This is a genomic window from Ancylobacter sp. 3268, assembly GCF_031456575.1.
Taxonomy (GTDB): Bacteria; Pseudomonadota; Alphaproteobacteria; order Rhizobiales; family Xanthobacteraceae; genus Ancylobacter.
Map to the genome: position 1 here is coordinate 164389 of NZ_JAVDUX010000011.1, position 21742 is coordinate 186130.

Here is a 21742-nt window from a genome sequence, read left to right on the forward strand (position 1 = left end):
CCTGTGTCACGCGTTGGTCTGGTTGCGGCCGGCGGCCGTGGCGGCCGTGCCGTAGAGGGCGAGGAACTGGTCGGTAGCGCGGGCGGCGTCGCGCTCGATCTCCGGCGCGACGACCTCGAGGGCGTCGCCGAGCAGCAGACGGATCTGCACATCGCGGCCGACCAGGCCGAGGAAGCTGCGAAAGGCGGTCTCGGTATCGTCGAAGGCGAGCAGCCCGGCCTCGCGCCCGGCATCGAGCACCGGCTTCAGCCGTTCGCCAATGGCAAAGCGGCCATTCGCCAGCATGATGGCGCCGAGATTGCCGCCCCGCGCGCTGGCCTGGGCGATGGCGAAACGGTTGAGCGCGATCGAGGTCGGGCTGGAGATCACGCTCAGCCAGTTGGCGGCGAAGCGGATCAGGCTGTCGCGCAGGGCCAGGGCGTCGAGCCTGGTGCGGTCGTAATTGCCGGCCCGCACCCGGGAGGCCTGCCAGCGCACCGTGGCGGTGAGCAGCCCGTCACGGTCGCCGAACCATTTGTAGAGGCTCTCCTTGGAGCAGGAGGCCCGGCGGGCGACGGCGGTCATGGTAACGTCGCCGCCCTGCTCGACCATCAGCGCCAACACCGCGTCCAGCACCGCCTGCTGCCGGGCCGTCAGCTCGTCGCCGCTCTGGTCGGGGGGTGTCGCCATGTTCTGGAAAAATCCGTACCGTACGTTACGGTTCTCCTATCCCAGGAATTCCCGCCCCGCAAGCGCGTTTCTCGGAACGGATCGCCTTACCGGCGCGGCCCTCCAAACCGGAAACTCTTCCAGCGCGCGCGGGTGACCGAGGCGAGCCCGACACCGGCCGCCGCCAGCGCCATGCCGGCCCAGGCGAGCGGAGGCATCGCCTCTCCCAGCAGCCCCCAGGCGAGCAGCGCCGAGCACGGCGGGACCAGGAAGAACAGCGCCGACACGCGCGAGACCTCGCCGGCCCGGATCATCGCGAGATAGAGCGAGATCGCGATCAGCGAGTTGCCGATGACGAGATAGGCCAGCGCGGCGATGAAGGGGCCGGACCAGACCACATGGCCATCCTCCATGAGGAGGGCGAGCGGCAGGGTGCAGAGAAAGCCCACCGCATATTGCACGCCATTGGCGATGAGCGGATGCTGCGGGCTGCCGAACCGCTTCTCGTAAAGCGCCCCGCCGCACATGGCGAGCAGCGCCCCGACCGCCAGAAGCACGACGCCCGGCGCGGCGACTTCGATCGAGGCGCGCGAGGCGATCACCAACGCCGCTCCGGCGAGGCCAAGCAGCAGCCCGCCCCACCGTTTCGCTCCCACCCGCTCGCCGGCGAGAAGCGGAGCGGCCAGCCCGACCACGATGGGCTGGAGCGAGACGATCAGCGACAACGCCCCGGCGGAGATGCCGAAGCGAAAGGCGAAATAGCTGAAGTTGAAATAGAGTCCCTGGATCAGGACTCCGATCACCGCGAGATGAAGATAGACGCGCGGGCTGCGCGGCAGGGGCGGCCGGAACCAGGCGATCAGCGGCAACAGGATCAGCAGCACGATGCCGTAGCGCAGCGCCAGCAGCGTGAAGGGGCCGGTGTAGAGAATGCCGATCTTGGCGACGGCAAAGCCGCCGGACCACAGCAGCAGAAAGATGACCGGCGCCGCCTGCAGCCAGAGCGGCTTGCGCGGGTGGCCGATGGCGGGAGCGCCGACCGCGCTCTCACTCATCGCCGCCGCTTCCCGGCTGTTCGTTCCCGGCAGTCATCATCATGTTGCGCAAGATCCCGCCACCGGCTCCGATTCGTGCCGGCGACGGCATCCTCACATGGCGTCCGGGCCGCGGCCAATGGCGGCGACGCCGGTGCGCGAGACCTCGACCAGGCCGAGCGGCTCCAGCAGCGAGACGAACTGGTCGATCTTTTCCGGCTTGCCGGTGATCTCGAACACGAAGCTCTCCAGCGTGGTGTCGACCGTCCGTGCCCGGAAGCTGTCGGCGATCAGCAGCGCCTCCTGGCGGATCTCGCCCTTGCCGCGCACCTTGATGAGGGCCAGCTCGCGCTCCACCGCCTTGCCGGTGACGGTGAGGTCGACGACGCGGTGGACCGGCACCAGCCGGTCGAGCTGGCTCTTGATCTGCTCGATGATCATCGGCGCGCCGGTAGTGACCACGGTGATGCGCGAGCGCCGGGAATCGTGGCTCACCTCGGAGACGGTGAGGCTGTCGATGTTGTAGCCGCGACCGGAGAACAGGCCGACGATGCGGGCGAGGACGCCCGGCTCGTTGTCGACCAGCAGGGAGAGCGTGTGACGCTCGGGGGCTTCATGATTGACGGGGGGCATGGGGTGCTCGGAAAGCAAATGGAAAGCAACGGATCGATGGAGCGGCAGGCCCTCTCCCCGACGGGGAGAGGGAAGAAAAGCCGGTAGGACGGAACGGCCGTCGCGGCGTCACACCAGCATCTTGCCTTCCTCGCTGATCGCGTCGTCCAGCGCTTCGGGATGATCGGGCATGATCATCTCGTTGTGCGGCTTGCCCGACGGGATCATCGGCAGCACGTTTTCCATCTTGTCGACCAGGCAGTCGAACAGCACCGGCCGGTCGACATTGATCATCTCCTGGATGGCGCCGTCGAGGTCGCCCGGCCGCGCGCAGCGAATGCCCACCCCGCCATAAGCCTCGGCCAGCTTCACGAAGTCGGGCAGCGATTCCGAGTAGCTGTGCGAGTAGCGCCCGCCATGCAGCAGATCCTGCCACTGGCGGACCATGCCCATATATTCGTTGTTCAGCACGAAGATCTTCACCGGCAGGTTGAACTGCAGCGCGGTCGAGAGCTCCTGCAGGCACATTTGGATCGAGGCCTCGCCGGCGATGTCGATGACGAGGCTGTTCGGATGCGCCACCTGCGCGCCGATGGCGGCGGGCAGGCCGTAGCCCATGGTGCCGAGGCCGCCGGAGGTCATCCAGCGGTTGGGCTCCTCGAAGGGGAAGTGCTGGGCGGCCCACATCTGGTGCTGGCCGACCTCGGTGGTGATGTAGACGTCCTTCTCCTTCACAGCCTCATAAAGCCGCTGGATGGCGAATTGCGGCTTGATGAGCTCGCTGGAGTTCTGGAACGCCAGCGACTTGCGGGCGCGCCAGCGGTCGATCTGCCCCCACCAGGAAGCGAGCGCCTTGCGGTCCGGCTCGGCCTTGATCGCCCGCCAGCAGGCGAGCATGTCCTCGAGGACATGCTTGACGTCGCCGATGATGGGTATGTCGACCTTGACGTTCTTGTTGATCGAGGAGGGATCGATGTCGATGTGGATCTTCTTCGAGCCCGGCGAGAAGGCGTCGATGCGGCCGGTGATGCGGTCGTCGAAGCGCGCGCCGACGCAGACCATGACGTCGCAATCATGCATCGCCATGTTGGCCTCGTAGGTGCCGTGCATGCCGAGCATGCCGAGCCACTGCTTGTCGGAGGCCGGGAAGGCTCCCAGACCCATCAGCGTCGAGGTGACCGGATAGCCGGACAGCCGGGCGAATTCGCGCAGCAGGCGGCTGGCCTCCGGTCCGGAATTGATCACGCCGCCGCCGGTGTAGAACACCGGCCGCTTGGCCTTGGCCAGCAGTTCGACCGCGGCGCGGATCTTTTCGTCGTCGCCCTTCAGCTTCGGCTGGTAGGTCTTGTGCTGGATGTTCTCCGGGCCGACATAGACGCCCTTGGCGAACTGCACGTCCTTCGGAATATCGACCACCACCGGGCCGGGCCGGCCGTTCTGCGCCACATAGAACGCCTCGTGCAGCACGCGGGCGAGATCGTTGACGTCGCGGACCAGGTAATTGTGCTTCGTGCACGGACGGGTGATGCCGACCGTGTCGCACTCCTGGAAGGCGTCCGAGCCGATCAGATGCGTCGGCACCTGGCCGGTGATGCAGACCACCGGGATCGAGTCGAGCAGCGCGTCGGTGAGCCCGGTCACCGCATTGGTGGCGCCGGGACCGGAGGTGACGAGAACGACGCCGACCTTGCCGGAGGAGCGGGCATAGCCCTCCGCCATGTGCACCGCGCCCTGCTCGTGGCGCACGAGGACGTGGCGCACCTGGTTCTGGTGGAACATCGCATCATAGATCGGCAGCACCGCGCCGCCGGGATAGCCGAACATATGTTCGACGCCCTGATCGATCAGGGCCTGCATCACCATTTCGGCGCCGGTCATCTCGCGCATCATGGTCGTCACCTCGTTGCTGCGTCTTGCTTTGCGTCTGGCTTTGCCCGGTCCCACCCCGGAAAATCAAAAGGCCCCGTCCGGGGCCCTGTTAACGCGCGTCACCGTTGGGCGAAGGTGCCGTCAGGCTCCCTTCGCGGCGACGCGCCGTCCTACGATAAGGATAATATTGTTGCGCATGCCGGCGCCACTCCTTCGTAAAGTTGCGCGACCTCTACAGCCCTGCGGCGCGCGCGTCAAGCGACAACGCCGTTTGAGGCAGAATGACGTGCGAACAAGCACTTTTCGTGGCGATGTCCGGCCGCTATACCGCAGGGCACAATGTGAAGGAGTGGCTCATATGTCGCAGATGCGGCTGGTCATCGTCGGCGCCGGCGGGCGCATGGGCCGCGCGCTGATCAAGGCGGTGAGCGAGGCTCCCGATCTGGTGCTCGTCGGGGCGATCGAGCCGCCGGGCAGCGACAATCTCGGTCGCGATGCCGGCGCGCTCGCCGGCCTGGGCAAGCTCGGCGTCGAGGTGACCGACGACGCGCTGCCGCTGTTCGCCAAGGCGGAAGGCGTGATCGACTTCACCGTGCCGGCGGCGAGCGTCGCCTTCGCGGCGCTGGCGGCGCAGGCGCGCATCGTCCATGTCATCGGCACCACCGGCTGCTCGGTCGAGGACGAGGCGAGGATCGAGGCCGCCGCCCGGCACGCCACCATCGTCAAGTCCGGCAATATGAGCCTCGGCGTCAATCTGCTGGCGGCGCTGGTCAAGCGCACCGCGCGCACGCTGAACGAGGATTTCGACATCGAAATCGTCGAAATGCACCATAACCGCAAGATCGATGCCCCTTCCGGCACCGCGCTGCTGCTCGGCAACGCCGCCGCCGAAGGGCGCGGCGTCGCGCTCGAGACCGAGGGCGTGTTCACGCGTCACGGCCACACCGGCGCGCGCCGGACCGGCGACATCGGCTTCGCCACGCTGCGCGGCGGTACCGTGGTCGGCGATCACAGCGTCATCTTCGCCGGACCGGGCGAGCGTATCGAGCTCGCCCACAAGGCGGAGGATCGCATGATCTTCGCCCGCGGCGCGCTGACGGCGGCGCGCTGGGCGCGTGGCCGCAAGCCCGGCCTCTATTCCATGCGCGACGTGCTCGACCTCACGGATTTCTAGGCCATTCCACCCGCGCACCGCCGCATCAGCCCGCTCACGCCGTCCCCCCAACCCGGAGAAACGCCCGATGTCCGAACGCCTTCTCGTGCTTGTCCGCCACGGCCAGAGCGAATGGAACCTGAAGAACCTGTTCACAGGCTGGCGCGACCCGGACCTCACGCCCCTCGGCGTCGAGGAGGCGAAGCGGGCCGGGCAGCGGCTGAAGGCGGAAGGCTACCGGTTCGACCTCGCCTTCACCTCCGCGCTTTCGCGGGCGCAGAAGACCCTCGACCTCGCTTTGGCCGAACTCGGCCAGACCGACCTGCCGATCACCCGCGACATCGCGCTGAACGAGCGCGACTATGGCGACCTCTCCGGCCTCAACAAGGACGACGCCCGCGCGAAATGGGGCGAGGAGCAGGTGCATGTCTGGCGCCGCTCCTATGACGTGCCGCCGCCGGGCGGCGAGAGCCTGAAGGACACCGTGGCGCGCACCCTGCCCTATTACGTGACGCAGATCCTGCCCAAGGTGCTGCAGGGCAACCGGGTGCTGGTGGCGGCGCACGGCAATTCGCTGCGGGCGCTGATCATGGTGCTGGAGAACCACACGCCGGAGAGCATCATGAAGCGTGAACTCGCCACCGGCGCCCCGGTGATCTACCGGCTGAAGGCGGATTCCACCGTCGAGAGCAAGATAGACCTCGCCGGCTGAGCCGACACCACATCCCGGCGAAAAAGCCGGACGGGGGCGCCCCGTCCGGTTTTTTGCTGGCGCGACCCTCGCCGGCGCCCAAAGAAAACCCCGGAACGGCGGGGCCGCTCCGGGGTGTGTTTGGCGGAAAATGCCGGCGCGATCAGATCGCGCTGTTGATCCACTGCACCAGCTTCGCCTTGGGGGCGGCGCCGACCTGGCGGGCGGCGAGCTGGCCGTCCTTAAACAGCAGCAGGGTCGGAATCGACATGATGCCGTATTTGGACGCGACGGCCGGATTTTCGTCGACGTTGAGCTTCACGATCTTCAGCTTGTCGCCCATCTCGCCGGCAACTTCGTCGAGCACCGGGGCGACCATGCGGCACGGACCGCACCACTCGGCCCAGAAATCGACCAGAACCGGCTCGGAGGACTTGATCACATCGGACTCAAACGACTGGTCCGACACTTTTTCGACGCCCATGGCGCTACCTTTCGCGAATCCCCGGAAGGGGAAATGAAGTTGAAGCAAAGGTAGGTATCGCCCCCCACCCGCGTCAAGGCGCCGTCACTCCGACGTGACGTCCTCCCCCGGCGTCCACAGCCGTTCCCCGGCCAGCGCTAGCACGCGCGGCCCGGCGGTGTAGACGATCAGCGGCTCGATCCGGTGGCCGGGATAGAGCCGCGCCAGCAGCCGGGCATAAAGCGCGATCTGCTCCACATGCGCGCGCGGTGCCGTCGAAAGGTCCGACGGCACCCGGCGGTCGGTCTTGAAATCGGCGACGATCACCCGTTCCGGCAACACCACCAGCCGGTCGATACGCCCGCTCACCAGCGTGCCGTCGGCAAGGGCGCCGGCAATGTCGACCTCGGCGCGCCCATCCGGCGCGAACAGCACCGCCAGTTCCGGCAGCGCCAGCGTCGCCAGCGCCTCATCGAGCAGGGCCTCGCCGTCCGGCACGCCGGCAAGAGCCAACACGCGCCCGCCGGCGGTACGGCGCTGCGCCTCCGGCAGGGCCGCCAGCGCGGCGAACAGCCGGTGCAGCAGCGCGCCGCGGGCAGCGGTCCGCGCCTGTTCGGGCGTCGCGATGGACGAGGATTGCGACGGCCGCAACCGGGGATTCGCCGCCGCCAGAGCCACCGGACGCGCCAGCCGGCGGGCGAGCGCGGCGTCCGCCCCGGCATCGCTCACCGGCACCGCGGCACGCGCCGCCGCCGCGCGCTCCGGCTCCGGCGTCGCGCGCCAGCGCAGCACGGTGCCGGCAAAGCCGATCGCCGGCACCGCGGTGGCCTGCCCCTCCAGCGCCGAACGCACCACGTCGTACCAGCAATCGGACGGGCGCTTGCGCTTGCCATCGGCACCGCACAGCACCAGCGCGCATTCGGCGCGGGTGAGCGCGACGTAGAGCAGTCGCCGGTACTCGTCCATCAGCGCCGCCTCGGCCTCAAGCCGCAGCAGCCCCATGGCCGGCGTATCCTCCGCCTTGCGCGCTGCCACCAGGAAAGCCCGGCCACCATCCGCCCGCCGGCCGGCCAGCAGGCCGCCGCGCGTGCCCTTTTGCGGACCGGAGGTGGTGTCGGCGAGCAGGACATAGGGCGCCTCCAGGCCCTTGGCGCCATGCACGGTCATGACCCGGACCTGATCGCGCCCGGCCTCCATGTCGCGCTTGGCCTGCGCCTGCCCACCGCGCAGGAAGGCGAGGAAGCCGGCGAGCGAAGGCGCCTCGGTGCTCTCATAGGCGCGGGCGATGGCCAGCATCTCGTCGAGCGCGTCCGCCGCCTCCGGCCCGAGCCGCGCCAGCATCAGCGCCCGGCCGCGCTCGCGCCCCAGCACGCGGGCATAGAAGTCGAACGGGCGCAGGCTCGCCGCCTCCGGGCGCAGCCGATCCAGCCGCTCCACCGCCGCCCGCCAGTGCGGCCGCTCGCCGGCGCGGCGGGTCAGCTCGTCGATCAGCCGCGCCTCGCGCTTCGGCAGCAGCGCGATGAGGTCGTCATCGTCGAAGCCGAACAACGGGCTCTTCAGCGCGCTCGCCAGCGACAACTCGTCGTCCGGCGACAGCAGCGCCTCGCCGAGCGCGGCAAGGTCCATCACCGCGATATGCTCGGCGACCACCAGCCGGTCGGCACCCGCCACCGCGACACCAACCTGCTTCAGCGCCCGGATCACCGCCTCGAACAGGGCGCTGCGTCGGCGCACCAGCACCAGGAAGTCGCCGGCGCGGGCGGCACGGGGGCCGCCGCGATCCTCCACCGGCGCGCCACCGTCGATCAGCGCCTTGATGTGGCTGGCGATCTTGTCGGCGAGCCGGCTCACCGGGTCATCATGGCGCGGCGCGTCGAGTGGGCGCTGCCAGGCATCCGGCTCCGGCTGCTCGACCGGGGCTTCCGGTTCCCAGATTTCCACCCGCGCCGGCAGTTGCGCGTGGATCGGCACATGCACGGTGCGCTCGGCGCTGGCGGTCAGGCCGCGATAGGCTTCCTCGCGCGAAAACACCTCGTCCACCGCCGCGAGGATGCCCGGCGCCGAGCGGAAGGAATGCTGCAGCTTCACATGCGCGAAGGCCTGCTCCGGAGCGTGGCGGGCGAATTCGGCGCGCATGGCGTCGAAACGGCTGGGATCCGCGCCCTGGAAGGAGAAGATCGACTGCTTCTCGTCGCCGACCACGAACAGGGTGCGGGGCGCCCCGGCGGCCTCCTCCCGCGCGCCTTCGCCGGCGAAGAACTCCATCACCAGCGGCTGGATCACCTCCCATTGCTCGGGGCTGGTGTCCTGCGCCTCGTCGAGCAGCACATGATCGATGCCGCGATCGAGCTTGTAGTGCACCCAGGCCGAAGCCCCGGAGCCGAGCAGGCGTCGCGCACTGCTGACCAGATCGGCAAAATCGAGCATGCCGCGCGCGGCTTTTTCCGCCTCATAGAGCCGGCGCGCCGCGCGGCCGAGCTCCAGCGCCGCGAGGCTCTTCTCCACCACGCGGGCGGCGGCGAGGCGCGGGCCGAGCGCGGCGAGGCGGTCGCGTTCGGCGGCGAGCGCCGGGAAGGCGGCGCGCACCTCGCCGGAGCCGAGGAACTTGTCGGCATAGGCGCCGCCATCAGCCTTCAGGAACACCCCGGCATAGGCATCCACCACCTCGTCCTCCGCCGCCTGCGCGGCGGCGAGGAGATCGGCGCCCCGCCGGGCGGCATTTCCGCCCGCGGCGATGAGCGCCTCGCCCATGCCCCGCCATGCCCCGCGCGGGATCAGCGCCTCGTCGACGATGCGTCGGGCGATGGCGGCGCTGGGCTCCACCGGATCGAGCCCGGCCAGGCGGGCAAGATCGGCCTCGCCCGCATCGAGCGCGTCCGGCGCATCGAGCAGGGCGGCGAGCAATTCGTCGAGGCCGCTATCGGCCACCTCGCCGATGATCAGCGCGAAGGCGCGGCCGAGCGGCGTGTCCGGCGCGCCGGCCGCCTGCTGCACGATGCGCGCCCGCACCAGAGCGAGCAATTCCAGCCGCTGCGCGTCCTCCAGCGAGCGGAAGCCGGCCGGCACGCCGGCCTCGAAGGGAAAGGCGCGCAGAAGGTGACCGCAAAAGGCGTGGATGGTCTGGATCTTCAGCCCGCCCGGCGTTTCCAGCGCCAGCGCGAACAGCGAGCGGGCGCGGGCGCGCAAGGATGCCGAACCGCCGGCATCGATGGCGCCGATCGCCTTGTCGAGATCGGCATCGCCCACCACCGCCCAATCGCGCAGGATCGCCAGCACCCGGTTGGCCATGTTGGCGGCGGCGGCCTTGGTATAGGTGAGGCACAGGATGCGCCCGGGCGGCACGCCGCGCAGCAGCAGGCGGATCACCCGCCGGGCCAGCACATGCGTCTTGCCGGCGCCGGCATTGGCCGACACCCATACCGAAAGGCCGGGATCGGAAGCCCGCGTCTGCAGCGCCGTGGCGGCGCCGAGCGCGGCGGAGGAAAGAGGCGCCTCGCTCATTCGCCGGCCTCCTCCTCGCCGACCGACCATTCACGCACCCGCGCCAGATGGTCATAGCTTCCCGAACGACCGCGGAACTGCGTGCGGCGCAAGGCAATATAGGGCTGGGCCGGGTTCTCGAAGGCCTGCACCAGCGTCGTCACCCGCTCCAGCGCGTCCTGGGCCAGGCCCTGCGCCGTCATCTCCTTGTCGACGGCGGAAATCTCCTTCAGCGCGGCGGTGCCGAGCTTCACATAGACGAGTTCCATCGCCTCCTCGCCCGGCACGCCTTGGAAACCGCCACGGGCGGCGATGGCAGCCTCCAAGGGCAGCTGCGGCGAATAATTGGCGCGGGTCTGCTTGGCGGTGGGCACGGCGCCGGTCTTGAAGTCGAGGATGGCGAGGCCGCCGCCCTTGCGCTGCTCGATGCGGTCGGCATAGGCGTTGAGCCGGAACGGCCCGCGCGTGCCGGCGATGAGGACGTGCCCGCCGGCCTCGGCGATGACGCGATCCATGCTGGACCGGCGGCCGCGTTCCCAGGCGAGATAGAACGGCATCAGCTTCTCGAAGCGCGCCCACCACAGCGCATGCTCGGCGGGAAAGGCGACAAGCGGCGCGAAGGCCGCCCGGCCGAACGCCGCGAGCCGGCTTGCCGCATCGGCCGGCAGTGCCTGCGGATACGCCTTGGCGAACTCGCCCAGCGCCTCGTGAATGGCGGTGCCGCGCTCGCCGGCGCCGGGCGGGGCGTCGAGCGGATCCAGCGGGCGCAGGCCCAGCACATGCCGGGCATAGATGGCGTAGGGATCGCGCAGGAAGGTCTCGATCTCGGTGACGCTGAGCCGGGTCGGGCGCAACGCCACCGGCGGCGTCGGCGCCGGCCGCCGGATACGCTCCTTCGCCGGCTCGACATCGAGCGCCGCGGCAACGCGGCGCCAGCGCTCGCCACGCGCCCGCACCTCGTCCCAGGCCCGCCGCCCGCTCACCGCCGCCAGCCGCTGCAGGAAGCGCGACGGCACGGTGGGGGCGCCGCCGAGCTTGCGCGGATAGGTGAGGATGAGCTCCGGCGCGCCGCAGGCCTGCGCGAAATCATGCGCGGCAAGGCCGATGCGCCGTTCCGGCACGTCGAGGCCGAGCCCGGCGCGCATCGGCCGGCTCAGCCAGGGGTCCGGCCGCACCGCCGAGGGCCAGACATCGTCGACCAGGCTGGCCAGCACCACCCGGTCGACATCCACCAGGCGGGCTTCCAGCGGGCCGTAGATGCGCAGCCGCGCCCCGGCGTCGAGCGGCGGACGCACCGGCGTGTCGGCAAGGAGGTGGGTCAGTGCGGCGGCATAGTCCGCCAGGCTCATCGCCGGGGCGAGCGGCGCACCCTCCATGAGCTCGTCAAAGGCGGTCGCCAGCGCCGCCAGATCCGGCATCGGCTCCCCCGGCATCGGCTCCCCCGGCGTCGGCTCCGCCGGTGCGCCGTCGGTGCCGGCCAGCGCCGCCGCCAGCGCGGCACGGTGGGCGCCGACAAGATCGGCGAAGGCATGCAGGCCCGGTCCGAGCCCGGCGAGCGGCGCGAGCGCCGCCGTCAGGCGCTGGCCGAGATCGGCCGCACGCGCGCGCTGGTCGTCATCGACATCGTGCCGCGGATCGTCACGGTGCCAGTCCTCCGGCCGGAAGGCGGCAATGGCGGCGACGAGCCCCTCGGCGCCCGGCGCCGGCCGCGGACCGCGCAGCACCATCAGTTCCAGCGCGTCCGCCGCCTTCCCGAGCGCCGCGCGCCCGAGCCCGAAGCGGGCCGCGCTGTGGCGAAGCAGCGCCGCCAGCGGCAGCGGTGCCAGACGTTCGGCCGCCACATCGGCGATGAGCCGGGCAAAGCGGCCGGCGCCGCTTTCCGACAAAGGCTCGCCGGCTGAATCGTCGATGGCGACGCCGAAGCGCAGCAGCTCGGCGGCGACACGGCGGGCGAGATCGCGATCCGGAGTGATCAGCGCCGCGCGGCGCCCCTCCTCCTCCAGTGCCGCGCGCAACACCAGGGCGATGGCGAGCGCCTCCTCGCGCGCATCGTCGGCCTCGATCAGCGTGACCTCGGCGAGCGCCGCGGCGCGGGCCGCCTCCGGCAGGCGGTCGGCGAGGCTGGCCCATCCCTGCGTCGCCTCGGCCGGCAGCAGCGCCTCGGACAGCAGCAGATCGCGGCAGTGCCCGGCAGGCTCGGCCAGCGCGACCACCTCGGCACGTCGCACCTGCATGCCGTCGAGCAGGCGGGCCAGCCCGTATTGCGGGTGGCTCGGCGCCGGGTCCGCCGCCTGCGTGAGCGAGCGCCAGTCGGCTTCCGACATGTGCGCGTCGAGGCCCGGCAGCACCAGCGCCCCGTGCGGCAGGCGCGCGACGGCGTCGAGCAGCCGGGCGGTGGCCGGCATCGAGCCGGTGGAGCCGGCAGCGATCACCGGCGGCGCGGCGGCGCCAAGTGCCGCCAGCCGGGCCGCCTCGGCATCGATCAGCCGGTCGCGGCGCACCGCGCCGTCCACTTCCTCGCCCCGCAGCGCCGGCCACGCCTCGCGGGCGATCTTGAGGAAGTCGAGCGCCATGTCCCAATACTGGTCGTGCTCGCCGGGCACCAGATCGTCGAGCCGCGACCACGGCACCTGCTGTGCCGCCATCTCGTCGATTAGCCGCGCCAGCGCGTCGGCGAGCGCGAGGCTGGCCCCCGGCCCTGCCGCCACCGCGCTGCGCCCGTCCTCGTCGCTCAGAGCCGCCCGCCATTTGCCGACCAGGCTGGCCAGCGCCAGCCGCCGGGTGGTCGGGGCGACCGCTTTCGGTGGGCCGGCGTTCTCCTGCGCGAAGATCAGCGCGTCCTCGTCGACGTCGCCGACCGGGACGATCTTCGGCAACAGCGTGGTACCGCCCATGCGCCGGCGCAGTTCCTCGGCGAACAGGCGGCCGGCGCGGCGGGTCGGCAGATAGATGGTGGCGGAAGCCAGCGCCAGCGGATCGCCCAGGGGCGCGAAGCCGGGCACCAGCACGCCGCCCAGTAGCGCCTCCGCCAGCACCGGCAGGAACGGCGCCGAGGCGGGAATAGTGAAGACGCGCGCCGGCCGCCGCACCATCGGCGGCGCCGCTTCCGCGAAATCGAACGCTGTCTGCGACGCGGGCATGTCCCGGCCTGTCGAATCGTGCATCCGGCGAGTGTAGAGGATGCCGGCGGCAAAGGCCCGTCGCCGGCCCTATTCGGTCGACAGGCTGACGGCGAGCTCGGCCTCGCCGATCGCCTCCGGCGTGCCGACATGCATCCACACGCCTTCCAGCCGCAGCCCGAACAGCCGGCCGGCCTCGGCGGCGCGGGCGAACAGCTTCACCAGCGAGAACGGCCCTTCCGGCGTCCGGTCGAAGAGCGCCGGCGCCAGCACCGCCGCCCCGGCATAGACGAAGGGCGCCATCAGCCCTTCTCCACGCAGGGTCAGCCGGCCGTCGCCATCCATGACGAAGTCGCCACGCCCGTCATAGCCGACCGATCCGGTCGCGGCGGCGAGCAGCAGGATCGCGTCCATCTTCGCCGGATCGAACGCCTCCATGAGGCTCGGCAGGTTGGGGCGGATGCCCTCGATCCAGATTGTATCGGAATTGATCGAGACGAACGGCGCGTCGCCGAGCAGCGGCAGCGCCTTCCGTATGCCGCCGCCGGTGTCGAGCAGCTGATCGCGCTCGTCGGAGAACACGAGGCGCGGGCAGGTGCGGCCGGCGAGATGGGCTTCCAGCCGGTCGGCGAAATAATGGAGATTGACCACCGCCGTCTCGATGCCGGCATCGGCGAGCCGGTCCAGCACGTGATCGATCAGCGGCTTGCCGGCGACCTCCACCATCGGCTTGGGGCGATCGTCGGTCAGCGGCCGCATGCGGGTGCCGAGACCGGCGGCGAGCACCATGGCGTTGCGGATCGGGCTCATATCGTCTGCGGCTGCTCGGGAGGTTGGTCGGCGGGCGGGTCGGAGGGCAGGCCAGGCGCGGGCAGGTCCGGAGTGGGAACGTGGCGGTCGAACCACGCCTTCAGCGGCGCGAGGTCGGTGAAGGCCAGACCGCGCTGGAGGTAGTTCCATATCCGCGGGATGTGGCGAAGGTATTGCGGCTTGCCGTCCCGCTTGTCGAGCCGGGCGAAGATGCCGAGAATCTTGGTCGCCCGCTGCGCGCCCATCACCGCATAGGAGGCGGCAAAGCCGCGGACGTCGAAATCCTCTTCCCCCCGCCGGTCGCGGATGTAGCGGCCGAGCAGGTGCAGCTCCAGCTCCTCGGACACGTCGACGCGCGCATCCTGCGCCAGCGAGACGAGGTCATAGGCCGGCGGGCCCATCACCGCGTCCTGGAAATCGATGATGCCGACCCGGGCGAGGCCCTGGCGCTCCGGCAGCCAGATCAGGTTCGGCGAATGATAGTCGCGCAGCACCCAGGTCGGCTTCTGCGCCAGCGAACCGGCGAGCGCCGCCGTCCACAGCCCGCGGAACTCGGCGCGCAGCGCGTCGCTCACCCTGGCGCCGCCGCGATGGGGAATGTACCAGTCAAGCAGCAGCTCGACCTCGATCAGCAACGCCGACAGGTCGTAAGCCGGCAATACATGATCGTGATCCGGCGAGACGGTGAGCGTGGAGGGCAGCTCCATCCCGTGCAGCGCGGCGAGCACGTCGACCGCAGCCTCGTAGCGCTCGGGAATCGGGGCCGGCGGAGTGCCGCTCACTACGCCCGCGTCGCCGAGATCCTCGATGACCAGCAGGCCGCTGGCGAGGTCGGCGGCGTAGATGGTCGGTGCCGAGAAGCCGCGCGCCGCGAGGCCACGGGCCATGGCGACGAAGGGCTTCACATCCTCGGCGAGATGGGCGATGGCGCTGTAGGGCTTGCCGTCCTGCACCGGCGGCCCGTCCGGCCGCCGCGGCGCGTTCATCAGGATGGCGTTGCGGGTCTTGCCGACCAGCCGCTCATAGGCGCGGGTGGAGGCATCGCCCTGCAGGTGCCGGCGGCGGGCGGGACCGAAGCCGGCGAGATCTATCAGCGAGCGGATCGCCTTCATGCGACGCAGCGCGTCGGCGACCCGGCCATGGGCGATGAGCCGGACGCGCCGGGTGGTGTCGCTCGCCTCCGGCGTCATGGCGATATGCACTTCCAGCCGGTTCGGCACCGCCAGCACCGCCGGCACCCGCTCCGGCCATTCGACCAGGGCGACCGCTCCGTCGGCGAGTTCGTCCCAGCCGATTTCCTCGAGCTCGGAAGGGTCCCCCAGCCGGTAGAAATCGGCATGCACCACCCGGTGGCGCGGCAGATCGTAGGTCTGGACCAGATTGAAGGTCGGGCTCGGCACCTCAAGCGCGGGATCGTCGGCCAGCGCGCGGATCAGCGCCCGCGCCAGCGTCGATTTGCCGGCGCCGAGATCGCCGTCGAGCGCGACGAGATCGCCCGGCGCCAAGGCGAAGGCGAGGTCCATGGCGAGGCGGGCGGTGGCGTGCTCGTCCGGCAGCACCACGCTCCAATGCACCGGCGTTCCGGCGGCTTGCGCGCCCATGGCCTGTCCCCCGGACATTTGCCCCACCCCGATCTGCACCTCCTTCATCCGCTACTCCGCCGCCACTTGCGCCGTGCCGCTGTCGAGCGGGAAGCGGCAGGTCACCAGCGTGCCGCCGCCCGGCGCCGGGCCGATCTGGATCGACCCGCCATGCAGGGCGATGAGCGAACGGACGATGGAAAGGCCGAGCCCGACCCCACGATGGCGCGAGCCTGAGGTGTGGGTCTCGAAACGATCAAACAGCCGGGCGCCGATCTCCGGCGGGATGCCCGGCCCCTCGTCACGCACCTGGAAGACCACCTCGCCGCCGCGCCGCTCGGCCGCCAGCCGCACCGTCGAGCCGGCGGGCGCGAAGCCGACGGCATTGGACAGCAGATTGTACAGCACCTGCCGCACCCGCTTGGCGTCGGCGCGGAAGCTGCCCGCGCTCGCCGGCGCCTCGATGGAGAGGGTGAGATTGCCCTCGACCAGCCGGTCACGCACGCCCTCGGCCGCTGCCTCCATGGCGCCGCGCACATCGACCTCGGCGAGGTCGAGGGTCATCGCCCCGGCGTCGATGGTGGCGAGGTCGAGAATGTCGTTGATGATGGCCAGCAGCGCCGCGCTGCTCTCGGTGATGTGGTTCACATAGGCGCGCTGGCGGTCGTTGAGCGGCCCGATGCCGGTATCGTCGAGCAGCTGCGCGAAACCGATGATGGTGGTCAGCGGCGAGCGCAGTTCATAGGAGACATGGCTGACGAAGGTGCTCTTGAGATGGTCGGCGGCGACCAGCGCCTCGTTGCGATCGACCAGCGCCCGCTCGACATTGACGCTGTCGGTGACGTCGCGCAGCGTGACGAGGGTGCCACCATCCGGCAGCGGCTGGGTGGAGCCGTCGAGGATCATGCGGTCCGCCCGCTCCAGGCGGAACGTCGCCGGTACCCGCGCCTCGATGCCGGTGACGGCGGCGCGCAGCCGGCTCCACGCCGCCTCGTCCGCCGACAGCCCCCGGCACGCCTCGACCACCGCGTCGATATGCGGACGGCCGGCAAGCTGGCCCGCCTCCAGCCGCCACATGCGGCGGAAGGCGCTGTTGGAAAGGCCGAGCCGTCCGTCGCTGCCGAACACCGCCACCGCCTCGGCGAGCGCGTCCAGCGTCTCGCTCTGGATGCGGGTCAGCGCGTTGAAGCGGCTTTCCAGGGCGAGGCGCTCGGTGACCTCGTCGAACAGATAGGTGACGCCGCCCTCGGGATTCGGCGCGGTGACGACGCGCAGCGTGCGCCCGCCCGGCAGGTGCCACCAGTGTTCCCTCGGCTCGATCGAGCGATAGGCCTCGTGCAGTTCGGCGCGCCAGGCGCGGAAATCCGCCTGCTCCGGCAGGCGGCGCCCGGCGCGCAGACGGTCCAGCACCGCGACGTCGCTGGGCCGGTCGTCGAGGAAGGCGGGATCGAGATCGAACAGCGTGGCATAGGCGGCATTGTGGAAGATGAGCCGCTTGTCCTCGCCGAAAATGGCGACAGCCGTCGATAGCTGGTCGAGCGTACGCCGGTGCGCGCCCAGCGCATGGGCGAGCTCGGTGCGGATGCGCTCTTCCTCGGTGGCGTCGAGAGCGATGCCGGCGATGCCGTCCGCTACCGCCGCCTCGCGGACGTCGACCAGACGGCGGCTGCCGGCGACCACCACCGGCAGCCGGGCATTGAAGGCGCCGGCCGTGGCGAGGGCGGCGAGTGCCTGCCGGCGCGCGGCGGCGTCGAGCAGCGCGAGGTCGCGGCCGAGCGCATCCCGCAGATCGCGCGCCTCGACCGCATGCACATAAGCCGCATTGGCGAAGGCCAGCCGGCCGTCGGCGTCGGCGAGCCAGGCGGGAGCGGGAATAGCGTCGACAAGGTTGCGCAACGCCCGGGTCTGGTCCTCCAGCAGCGCATGCGCCTCGGCGAGCCTGGCGTGGTCGCGCCGTACGCCGGTAATGTCGCGCAGCCTCAGCACCACGGCGGAGCCGACCGGGCGGCCATCGGCCTCGACATAACGCCCGTCCTGGGTGACGAGCGATGCCGCGAGCGGCGTGCCCCGGCGGCGCAGCAGGTCGACCGCCGCCTCAATGTCACGGGCGGAGGGCGGCGCGAGCCAGCTGCCGAAGGCGAGAATGCGCGCCGGCGCGGCGACGCCGGTGAAGGCGGGGGTATTGCCGATGATCTCGGGATCGGCGGCGGGATCCCGCCACACCACGACGATCTGCGGCTCGGCCATCAGCAGGGCGCGGCCTTCCTCGATCTGCGCCTCCAGCCGCGAGATCTCGGCGAAGGCGGCCGCCTCGCGGGCGCCGGCAGCGCGGCGGAAGCGCACATGCACGATGGCGGTGGTGGTGGCGAAAGCGAGCAGGCCGAGCGCCAGCGACAGGCCGACAAGCGTACCGGGATCGAGCGCGGCGAGGCTGGACGCCGCGCCGCCAAGCAGGTCCGCGGCGCCGGCCGGCGTGGCGCCGGCGGAAAGCGTCAGCGCGGTGGTGGCCAGCAGATCGCGCCGACCCGGCCAATGGGAGCATATGGCAGCAACGGCGCGCCCCGCGAAGGCTCGCACCCGTCCGTCTGCACCGCCGTTGCCGGCCGGTTGCGCCATCCGCGCCCGTCTCCCTGTCGCCGCCGCTCTGCCCCGTATCGGTTCGGCGTGAATACGAACGTGCCGCCGAACGTGCCGAATCAGTGCGACTGTAGCGAAGGCGGGGAGGCTCTGGAATGCCCGTGGAGGCGACGGTTCACAGCCCTTCGAACAGGGCGGTGGAAAGGTAGCGTTCGGCGAAGGACGGGATGATGACCACGATGGTCTTTCCCGCCATGTCCGGCCGGGCGCCGATCTCCAGCGCCGCGGCGATCGCCGCGCCGGAAGAGATGCCGACGGGGATGCCCTCGAGCCGGGCCGCGGCGCGCGCGGTTTCGAAGGCGGTCTGGTTGCCGACGGTGACAACCTCGTCGATCACCGACCGGTCGAGCACCTCGGGGATGAAGCCGGCGCCGATGCCCTGGATCTTGTGCGGGCCGGGCTGGCCGCCGGAAAGCACCGGGGAATCCTCCGGCTCCACCGCCACCATCCGCAAGCCCGGCTTGCGCGGCTTCAGCACCTGGCCAATGCCGGTGATGGTGCCGCCGGTGCCGACACCCGACACCACCACGTCCACCGCGCCATCGGTATCGTTCCAGATTTCCTCGGCGGTGTAGCGCCGGTGCGCCTCCGGATTGGCCGGGTTGCGGAACTGCTGCGGGATGATGGCATCCGGCAGTTCCTTCACCAGTTCCTCGGCCTTGGCCACCGCGCCGCGCATGCCCTGCGCCGCCGGGGTGAGCACCAGCTCGGCGCCGAGCAGCGCCAGCATCTTGCGCCGTTCCACCGACATCGATTCCGGCATCACCAGCATCAGCTTGTAACCATGCGCGGCTGCCACGAAGGCGAGAGCGATGCCGGTATTGCCCGAGGTCGGTTCGACCAGCACGGTGCCCGGCTTCAGCACCCCCGCCTCCTCCATCGCCTCGATCATCGACAGGCCGATGCGGTCTTTCACGCTGGCGAGCGGATTGAAGAATTCGAGCTTGGCGAGAATGCGCGCCTTCACGCCGCGCTGCGCCGGCAGGCGGGAAAGCTCGACCAGCGGCGTGTCGCCGACGGTCTCGGTGATCGAGGAATAGACGCGGCCGCGGCCGGGTCTGGCTGCAGGAGAACCGGCGGCGGCCGACGAAATGGCGGACGAAGGGGCGGACTCGGCCATGGGTGCCTCCGATGGGACATTGTCGCGGCGGTTACCGAGGAAGGATGGTACGAGGCGATCGCCTGCGGGACGATCACGGAGCCGCCGGTGGTTGATCCGAGGCCTAACATATTCACGTGATACTGTCGAGAAACCGAAATATCACAAAGTTAAATCGTGAAATCTATGCCTTCCGGCATGGCGCGCCGGTCTTCCCTCTGCGCCGAGCTGCGACACAGATCCTCGACCGTCACCGCATCCAGCGCCGCCTCGAAGGTGTGCTCGGCCTCGCCGACCGCTGGCTGGATCACGTCGCGCACGATGGCGGGCAGGCTGTCGAGCGCGTCGCCGGCCTCCGCCTCCACCACCCGCACGATTTCGGCGACGGTGATGCGCCGACGCTCGCGGGCGAGTTCATAACCACCGCGCGGTCCGCGCACGCCCTTCAGCACCCCGGCATGCACCAGCGATTGCAATACCGGCTCGAGATGGCGCGGCGGCAATTCATGGCGCGCGGCAAGCGCCTTGGCCGCCACCGGCGTGCCCCGCGCATAGAGGGCGACGTCGACGACGGCGGCAATGGCCAGCAGGCTTTTGTCAGACAAACGCGGCATGCCTCATTGGCTAGCGCGATATTTGCCTGCCGTCGAGCCCTGTCGAACCAAATCCACCATCACCACGCGTTGTTTTTTCTAAATCACGGGATTTTTCGAGAGTCACGCGGGTGACCGGGGCCACCACCATCTGGGCGATGCGCATGCCGCGCTCTATGGTGAAGGGTTCGGGGCCGAGATTGACCAGCAGCACCTTCACCTCGCCGCGATAATCCGAATCGACGGTGCCGGGCGCGTTGAGCACCGTGACGCCGCTCTTCAGCGCCAGACCCGAACGTGGACGCACCTGCGCCTCGAAGCCGGCCGGCACGGCCAGGCCGAGCCCCGTCGGCACCGCGGCACGGCCCAGCGGCGCAAGGACCAGCGGCTCGCCCTCCGGCACGGCGGCGATGAGATCGAGCCCGGCGGCCCCCTCGGTCGCGTAGGACGGCAGCGGCAGGCCCTCGCCATGCGGCAGCACGAGGACGGGAACGGCAACACTCACGATCGATTCTCCTGCGGGCCGAGCGCCACGGCGATGCGCGCCACGAGGCGCTGCGCGATCTCCGCCTTGGAGGCGGTCGGCCAATGCTCGACACCGGCGGCGCTGACGAGATGCACGGCATTGGTGTCCGCCCCCATCACCCCGCCGGGAATGCCTCTCTGGTAGCCGCCGTCCTGTGACACGTCATTGGCGACGATCCAGTCGCAGCCCTTGCGGGCGAGTTTGGCCTGGGCATGGGCGACGACGTTCTGCGTCTCCGCCGCGAAGCCGACGACGAGACGCGGGCGCCCTTCGATGCGGCGGGCAATGCCGGCGAGAATGTCCGGGTTCTCGGTCAGCGCCAGCGGTGCCAGCGCGTTGCCGTCCTTCTTGAGCTTCTGGTTGGCTTCGGCGGCCACCCGCCAGTCGGCCACCGCGGCGGCGAACACCGCCGCATCGGCCGGCAACGCCGACTCCACCGCCGCCAGCATGTCGCGGGCCGTCTCGACATGGCGCACGTCGATGCCAGCCGGATCCGGCAGGCTCACCGGCCCGGACACCAGCGTCACCCGCGCGCCGGCGGCGGCGGCGGCGGCGGCGATGGCGTGCCCCTGCTTGCCGGAGGAACGGTTGGCGATATAGCGCACCGGATCGATCGGCTCATGCGTCGGGCCGGAGGTGACGAGCACATGCCGGCCCGACAGCGGGCCGTCGGCCAGCAGCGCCCCGGCGGCATCCGCGATCTCGATCGGCTCGGCCATGCGGCCGAAACCCTCCTCGCCGCGCTCCGCCATCGCCCCGGCGCTGGGACCGATAAAGGCGACGCCATCGGCCCTGAGCAGCGCGACATTGCGCACCGTCGCCGGGTGCACCCACATTGCCGGGTTCATCGCCGGGGCGAGGAGCACCTTCGCCCGCGTCGCCAGCAGCACCGCGCCGGCGAGGTCGTCGGCGAGGCCGTGTGCCATCTTCGCCATGCGGTCGGCGGTGGCCGGCGCGACCAGCACCAGGTCGGCCTCGCGGGCGAGGCGGATATGGCCGATATCCTGCTCGGCGGCGCGATCGAACAATTCGGTGAACACCGGCTCGTGCGACAACGCCCCGGCGGCGAGCGGGGTGACGAATTTCTGCGCCGCCCCGGTCATCACCACGCGAACCCGCGCGCCGCGCTCCTTGAGCCGGCGGATGAGGTCGAGGCTCTTATAGGCGGCGATGCCGCCGCCGATGATGAGAAGGACCGTCTTGCCTGCGAGCATGCGGTTAAGCCTGCGCCTCGTTGCCTGAGTGGCCTATAGCGCAGAGCTACCGCGCGGCCCAGAGGCGATCAGGCCGGAATCGGGACGATGAGCCGGGTCGTCACTCGGCCGGACCGGCATGAGGATGGTGGTCGCGCGAGGCGACCAGATAGACGATGCCGCCGACGACAAGGGCGCCGACCGGCATGATCAGCAGCAGCAGGAAGTCCGCGGT

Annotated in this window: 16 protein-coding genes; 2 read left to right on the plus strand and 14 right to left on the minus strand. The window is 70.5% G+C overall.

From position 1 onward, the window contains the following. Positions 1–6 precede the first annotated feature (6 nt). The 4 genes from J2X65_RS16755 to J2X65_RS16770 form a co-directional block, all read right to left on the minus strand. Positions 7–669 (minus strand): TetR/AcrR family transcriptional regulator C-terminal domain-containing protein, encoded by a 663-nt coding sequence (locus J2X65_RS16755; protein WP_310203062.1) that lies wholly within the window; start codon positions 667–669, stop codon positions 7–9. Positions 670–755: 86 nt separating this feature from the next. Next, a complete protein-coding gene (locus J2X65_RS16760) occupies positions 756–1703 on the minus strand; it encodes a DMT family transporter (RefSeq protein WP_310203064.1) in 948 nt (315 codons plus the stop codon). Positions 1704–1796: 93 nt separating this feature from the next. Then, complete coding sequence (gene ilvN, locus J2X65_RS16765; protein WP_213365406.1) at positions 1797–2315, minus strand: acetolactate synthase small subunit; 519 nt, start codon at positions 2313–2315, stop codon at positions 1797–1799. Between the two features lie 108 nt (positions 2316–2423). Then, positions 2424–4184, minus strand: coding sequence for an acetolactate synthase 3 large subunit (locus tag J2X65_RS16770; RefSeq protein ID WP_310203068.1), 1761 nt, complete (start codon positions 4182–4184; stop codon positions 2424–2426). A gap of 328 nt (positions 4185–4512) precedes the next feature. Between J2X65_RS16770 and dapB the strand changes: the two genes are divergently transcribed. Together dapB and J2X65_RS16780 are read left to right on the plus strand one after the other, a co-directional pair. Continuing rightward, positions 4513–5337, plus strand: coding sequence for a 4-hydroxy-tetrahydrodipicolinate reductase (gene dapB / locus J2X65_RS16775; protein ID WP_404977736.1), 825 nt, complete (start codon positions 4513–4515; stop codon positions 5335–5337). Between the two features lie 67 nt (positions 5338–5404). After that, positions 5405–6028: a 2,3-bisphosphoglycerate-dependent phosphoglycerate mutase gene (locus J2X65_RS16780; RefSeq protein WP_310203072.1), complete on the plus strand. Its 624-nt coding sequence runs from the start codon at positions 5405–5407 to the stop codon at positions 6026–6028. Between the two features lie 142 nt (positions 6029–6170). On the opposite strand, the gene trxA is transcribed toward J2X65_RS16780, so the two are convergent. From trxA to coaBC, 10 genes are all read right to left on the minus strand, one after another. After that, on the minus strand, positions 6171–6491 hold the full coding sequence (gene trxA, locus J2X65_RS16785; protein WP_310203074.1) for a thioredoxin: 321 nt from the start codon (positions 6489–6491) through the stop codon (positions 6171–6173). A gap of 84 nt (positions 6492–6575) precedes the next feature. Next, positions 6576–9971, minus strand: coding sequence for a double-strand break repair helicase AddA (addA, locus tag J2X65_RS16790; RefSeq protein WP_310203077.1), 3396 nt, complete (start codon positions 9969–9971; stop codon positions 6576–6578). Continuing rightward, on the minus strand, positions 9968–13090 hold the full coding sequence (gene addB / locus J2X65_RS16795; protein ID WP_310203079.1) for a double-strand break repair protein AddB: 3123 nt from the start codon (positions 13088–13090) through the stop codon (positions 9968–9970). Before addB ends, addA begins: the two co-directional genes overlap by 4 nt. A gap of 69 nt (positions 13091–13159) precedes the next feature. Next, positions 13160–13879 (minus strand): nucleotidyltransferase family protein, encoded by a 720-nt coding sequence (locus J2X65_RS16800; protein WP_310203081.1) that lies wholly within the window; start codon positions 13877–13879, stop codon positions 13160–13162. After that, positions 13876–15498 (minus strand): tRNA (adenosine(37)-N6)-threonylcarbamoyltransferase complex ATPase subunit type 1 TsaE, encoded by a 1623-nt coding sequence (gene tsaE, locus J2X65_RS16805; protein ID WP_404977740.1) that lies wholly within the window; start codon positions 15496–15498, stop codon positions 13876–13878. Before tsaE ends, J2X65_RS16800 begins: the two co-directional genes overlap by 4 nt. A 33-nt stretch (positions 15499–15531) precedes the next feature. Then, a complete protein-coding gene (locus tag J2X65_RS16810) occupies positions 15532–18075 on the minus strand; it encodes an ATP-binding protein (RefSeq protein WP_310203083.1) in 2544 nt (847 codons plus the stop codon). A gap of 136 nt (positions 18076–18211) precedes the next feature. Next, positions 18212–19216 (minus strand): cysteine synthase A, encoded by a 1005-nt coding sequence (gene cysK, locus J2X65_RS16815; protein WP_310203085.1) that lies wholly within the window; start codon positions 19214–19216, stop codon positions 18212–18214. Positions 19217–19365: 149 nt separating this feature from the next. Then, a complete protein-coding gene (locus tag J2X65_RS16820) occupies positions 19366–19809 on the minus strand; it encodes an Rrf2 family transcriptional regulator (protein WP_310203087.1) in 444 nt (147 codons plus the stop codon). A 10-nt stretch (positions 19810–19819) separates the two neighbouring features. Further along, positions 19820–20293, minus strand: coding sequence for a dUTP diphosphatase (dut, locus tag J2X65_RS16825; RefSeq protein WP_310203090.1), 474 nt, complete (start codon positions 20291–20293; stop codon positions 19820–19822). Then, positions 20290–21528, minus strand: coding sequence for a bifunctional phosphopantothenoylcysteine decarboxylase/phosphopantothenate--cysteine ligase CoaBC (gene coaBC / locus J2X65_RS16830; RefSeq protein ID WP_310203092.1), 1239 nt, complete (start codon positions 21526–21528; stop codon positions 20290–20292). Before coaBC ends, dut begins: the two co-directional genes overlap by 4 nt. Between the last annotated feature and the right edge of the window lie 214 nt (positions 21529–21742).